Source organism: Nostoc sp. 106C (genome assembly GCF_002154725.1).
Classification (GTDB): Bacteria; Cyanobacteriota; Cyanobacteriia; order Cyanobacteriales; family Nostocaceae; genus Aulosira.
In genome coordinates this window covers 1-5,207 of record NZ_MTAW01000015.1, presented here as the reverse complement: position 1 = coordinate 5,207, position 5,207 = coordinate 1, and the positions used below count along the sequence as shown (strand labels likewise).

Annotated in this window: 5 protein-coding genes; 3 read left to right on the top strand and 2 right to left on the bottom strand. The window is 43.3% G+C overall.

What is annotated here, in order from left to right:
- Positions 1-851 (top strand): hypothetical protein (locus tag BV375_RS36450; protein ID WP_086756234.1); only part of this gene is annotated, 851 nt, incomplete at its 5' end.
- Positions 852-1,127: 276 nt separating this feature from the next.
- Here the strand turns inward: BV375_RS36450 and BV375_RS36445 are convergent.
- Both BV375_RS36445 and BV375_RS00715 read right to left on the bottom strand, forming a co-directional pair.
- Entirely contained in the window at positions 1,128-1,289 is a 162-nt protein-coding gene (locus BV375_RS36445) for a hypothetical protein (RefSeq protein ID WP_166507339.1), read from the bottom strand.
- Positions 1,290-1,616: 327 nt separating this feature from the next.
- Positions 1,617-2,000: a CU044_2847 family protein gene (locus BV375_RS00715; RefSeq protein WP_086756228.1), complete on the bottom strand. Its 384-nt coding sequence runs from the start codon at positions 1,998-2,000 to the stop codon at positions 1,617-1,619.
- Positions 2,001-2,119: 119 nt separating this feature from the next.
- On the opposite strand from BV375_RS00715, the gene BV375_RS00710 reads away from it, so the two are divergent.
- Both BV375_RS00710 and BV375_RS00700 read left to right on the top strand, forming a co-directional pair.
- On the top strand, positions 2,120-4,840 hold the full coding sequence (locus tag BV375_RS00710) for a caspase family protein (protein ID WP_086756226.1): 2,721 nt from the start codon (positions 2,120-2,122) through the stop codon (positions 4,838-4,840).
- Between the two features lie 149 nt (positions 4,841-4,989).
- Positions 4,990-5,207: PD40 domain-containing protein (locus tag BV375_RS00700; protein WP_208099024.1), on the top strand; the 218-nt coding region annotated here is incomplete at its 3' end.

Here is a 5,207-nt window from a genome sequence, read left to right as displayed (position 1 = left end):
CAAGTCAGCAAGACAGCAATTCAACCATTCAGGAAGCTGACAAGTCAACAAGTCAAGAAGATGACTTGTCAACAAGTGAACAAGATAAAGCACGGCCGTTGACTTCTACTTCTCAAACTAACAATCGTCGGAAGAAGTCAACAAGTCAGGAAGATAGCAATTTGACAATTCAGGAAGCTGACAAGTCAACAAGTCAAGAAGATGACTTGTCAACAAGCGAACAAGATAAAGCACAGCCGTTGACCTCTACTTCTCAAACCAACAATCGTCGGAAGAAGTCAACAAGTCAGGAAGACAGCAATTCAACCATTCAGGAAGCTGACAAGTCAACAAGTCAAGAAGATGACTTGTCAACAAGTGAACAAGATAAAGCACGGCCGTTGACTTCTACTTCTCAAACTAACAATCGTCGGAAGAAGTCAACAAGTCAGGAAGATAGCAATTTGACAATTCAGGAAGCTGACAAGTCAACAAGTCAAGAAGATGACTTGTCAACAAGCGAACAAGATAAAGCAGATGACAACAATCTCAAGGAGACGTTAACAAGTCAGCAAGCTGTCCATATAGCAAGTCCGCAAGACAACAATTCAGCCAGCCAACAAGCTAACAAGTCAACAAGTCAACAATCTAAATCTGAAAAAACAATCTGCCGTAAATCTACATTTCAAATCAACTCACAAGTGCTGGATCGGCTAGACAAACTGCACCTAACACTCCAGTTGGAACTAGGAAAAACTAATGCCCCTTATAAAGAAGTGATTGTAGAGGAAGCCTTAGTGCGATTATTAGAAGAAATCAACTCTGATCCTGGGGCGTTGGTGGAAAGGCAGAAAAGCCGGGACAAAATTTAATAGATAGTTTGCGATCGCCCAAGCTAATAATTATTCAAATTGTATCCCTGCGTCCTTTTGAGGCTGAGAATTATGCAGCGAATGACTCCTGAGCTTACCACCCCTGCCATAAAAATACCCCCTTTAACATGAAGGGGGCTTTTGATGTGGTTCATATTTCTTCAAAGAAATGAAGAGGATAATTCAGGTTCGGTATAAGGAGTTCTGTATATCTGCCACATGGTAGCAACTATAAATGTTAGTGCTAAGGGCGCTCGCGGATTCTTCAAGATTGCTTCACAAGAACTTATCAATAAAGCTGATTTTCACACCGAGGGCGATCACTCTTGTGCGAGGGAGCACCTGGGCGATCGCATATCTCTTGCAGATATGGGTGTCGAGAGAAACAACAGCAACGTTCTGATATTCCAATATTTCTCGTTTAGTTTCTTGGCGCACAGCGCAATTCCGTTGTCGCTTTTGACAGTTGCGTAAATTCTGCCAAAGTTTGTAAGTGCATAAGCGGTATCATGAGTATTTGCACTTATTGAAGCAATCCATAGATTAAGGACTCCTTCTTTGGCACATCATGCTGCTTTAATCTATGGATTGTTTTTCTAAGCATTTATGCTTAATTTATTACTTTTAAGCAATCTAGTAAGAAAAAATTAAGTAGATATTGCTTACTACTGCCTGTAATTATTGCGAGGTAAGGATTTCAAGAGCCATTATTTCGCATCTTTCTTGCGTGGTCGGGGCAATAGCCCCGATAGCCTCTCGAATAATCTACGTATTCTCTTTAGGGAACGAACATTCCACAGTAATTTTCATATTACTTTTAGCAGTACCCTTTGTAACATAAGGAACACCTGCTTCACCGCCCATTTCAATGCCGAATTCTAAAGTAACTTTGTTAATATTATCAATCGGAATTTGCTTAAACGCATTCAAGCTATAAACAGTGTAAGCACGTATTGTATGTTGAACGACCTGAAAATTTTGCACTATTTGCTTTCGCAGTTCTTCAGGACTGATTCCCTTATCAGTTAATGCTTCTTCCTCATCCTCTGCGGGTTCTTTGGCTATAATTATGGGAACGTTGATGTCTTCGCTAGCTTCGATGTAAATAATTGTGTTGTCATCGAGTTGAATGGGTGTGAGTTTGGTCATGGTCAGAATTTATTTTGACAAAACAATATTCAGTAATTTTATTCGGAAATTGGGGTAAGTATTTTGTATTTGTATTAGTTAAATCATCGCTCTTTTAAGTTAGAGTAAGGCTTTATACTATGAGCCGAGACGCTTTGGTAGTTGGGATTAATACTTATAGTTACGATCGCTTAAAAAATCTAACGGCACCTGCACAGGATGCAGAAGCAATCGCTCAACTGTTAGAAAATTCCGGCGAGTTTAAAGTCAAGCGTCTACCTGCCATTAAGGATAAGCAGAATAACACGATTCGCGTTGGAAAGACAACTCAAGTTACTTTGACTCAGTTAGAAGAGGCGATCGTCGAATTATTTAAGCCAGAGGGCAGAAATATTCCCGACACCGCGCTGTTGTATTTTTCAGGGCATGGGCTGCGTAAAAACCGAGGCATTCAGGAAGGGTATTTGGCTACTAGTGATGTCAACCCCGATTTAGGCAACTGGGGTATTCGCTGGAAATGGCTGCGCGAATTATTGCAAGAAAGCCCCGTGCGGCAACAGATTATTTGGTTGGATTGTTGCTATAGCGGTGAATTGCTGAATTTTGCCGAAGCAGATCCAGGGGATAGGGGCAAAGGACGTGATCGCTGTTTTATTGCTGCATCAAGAGAGTTTGAGGTAGCCTATGAAACAATTGATAGCAAGCATAGCGTCTTAACCCAGGCGCTGTTACAAGGACTTAAGCCCAGAGGGCAGGAAGACACATGGGTAACAAACTACACTTTAATTGATGTTATTAACCAGCGTTTACACATATTTCCCCAGCGTCCTATATTTGCCAACTCCGGTGGTGCGATTAACTTGACGCGCACTTGGCAAGCACCGAACCCAGATAGTAATTCAGTTGTAACGAACATTTGCCCTTATCGCGGGTTGCAATACTTTGATTGTACAGAAGAAGATGCTAAATATTTCTACGGTAGGGAAGCGCTGACAGACCAGTTATTAGAAAAAGTGCGTGTAGGAAATTTCCTGGCAGTTTTGGGAGCATCAGGAAGTGGTAAATCTAGTGTAGTCAGGGCGGGATTACTTTATCAGCTTACCTTGGGGCGGCGGTTGTCGGGTAGTGACACTTGGCAAATCAGAATTTTTCAACCGGGTGACCATCCTTTGCAGAGTTTAGCACGAGCCTTTTTGGATTCAGGGTTACCAGATATTGAACGCGCATCCCAGTTAGCAGAAGCTGAGGAATTGATTGCTAAGGGTTCTGTAGGTTTAAGACAACTTATTCACGCTGCGGACACCAAGCGAGTCATACTGATGGTGGATCAGTTTGAAGAAGTGTTTACCCTGTGCAAGGACATCAGCAAACGACAGCAATTTTTTGAATGCTTGCTGGATGCATTGCAGCGGTGTGGCGATAAACTCTGCTTGGTGCTGACAATGCGGGCAGATTTTTTTGGCAAGTGTGCTGAATATGGCAAACTAACACAGCAGATTGAAGAAAATCTGGTGACGGTGACACCGATGACAGAGGAGGAGTTGAGACAGGCAATTACCGAACCTGCGAAACGGGTAGGTTTGCAAGTCGAGCCTGAGCTAGTTAATCAGATAATTGTCGATGTGGAAGTTTCACCGGGAAGTTTGCCGTTATTACAGTACACGTTAACTCAACTTTGGCAGCAGCGAACTGAGGAAAAATTAACAGTCTTAGTTTACACGAGACTGGATGGGGTAAGGGGAACGCTGCAAAAACGCGCCACTGAGATTTATGAGAGTTTGTCACCAGAGGAGCAACAGGTGGCAAAGCGAATTTTTCTAGAACTGACACAGCTAGGAGAGGGAACCGAGGATACTCGCAGGCGGGTTTTGCTAAAGAATTTAGTTACTGCTCAACCATCGAAAGCTCTGGGTGAGCAGGTGCTCCAGAAGTTGGCAGATGCCAAGTTAGTAGTCACGAGTGAAATATCGGACAGAGGAACGGGGACAAGGCTTGCCGTCCTGGACATCGCCCATGAAGCTCTAATTCGTTACTGGTCTGTGCTACGCCAGTGGCTAGACGACAACCGAGACATCTTGAGAAAACAGCGAAGAATTGAGAAAGATGCTGAAGATTGGCACAATAGTGGTAATAGCCAAGATTACTTGCTACAAGGACTAAAACTGGCTGAAGCAGAAAGATACTTTCAAAGTTCTGACAATAATATTTCGCTAAACAAACTTGCTAAAACCTTTGTACAGGAAAGCAAAAAGCACAGAGAAAAAAGCATAAAGCAGAAAAAATTTATACGTCGAACTGTCTTTGTAGTGATATCTTTGTTCGCGATAATGGCCTTCTGGCAGGCAAATTTAGCGATACAAGGTCAAGTCGTAGCACTGACCTCGTCATCTGAAAATAGTTTTATTGCCAATGACCAGATTGGAGCATTAATGGCGAGCTTGAAAGCAAGCAAACAACTCGATAAGGCAATAGGACTCCAGCCTAATGACCGCGACAAGACTGTCAAAGCCCTACAGCAGGCAGTCGATGGTCTGCAAGAGCGTAATCGTTTAGAGGGGCATGACAATTGGGTTTATGGCATCAGCTTCAGCCCCGATAAAAAAACTATTGCAACTGCCAGTGCGGATAAGAAAATTAGACTTTGGAATCTGGATGGCAAGAATATTGAGCCTAGCATCGAGGGAAAGGACTGGTTTTATGGCATCAGCTTTAGTCCAGATGGAAAGACCTTTACAGCCGCTAGCAAAGACGGTACTGTCAACCTTTGGACTGTAGGTAGCAACAAGGAACCCAGACGTATAACAGTTGGGATCGAACGGTCAAAGTATGGACTGCGGGTGGCGGTTTTCTTGAAACCCTGAAGGGGCACGACGATAGAGTCCTTAGTGTCAGTTTCAGTTTAGATAGTAAGACCATTGCCTCAGGAAGTGCGGACAAGACTGTTAAACTTTGGAGACACGATAGCACCTTGCTTCCAATTCTTCAGGGGCATACAGGTCTGGTTCGTAGCGTGAGTTTCAGCCCCGACGGTAAGACCCTTGCGACTGCTAGCGATGACAAAACGGTCAAAATTTGGGATTTAAATGGCTACAAAAATCCGATAGAGCTGAAACATGATGGCAGGGTCTATAGTGTTAGCTTTAGCCCAAACGGTGAGCTGATTGCTACCGCCGGTGCAGACAAGAAAGCTACACTCTGGACTCTGGATGGTCAGCGCCACAAAACTTT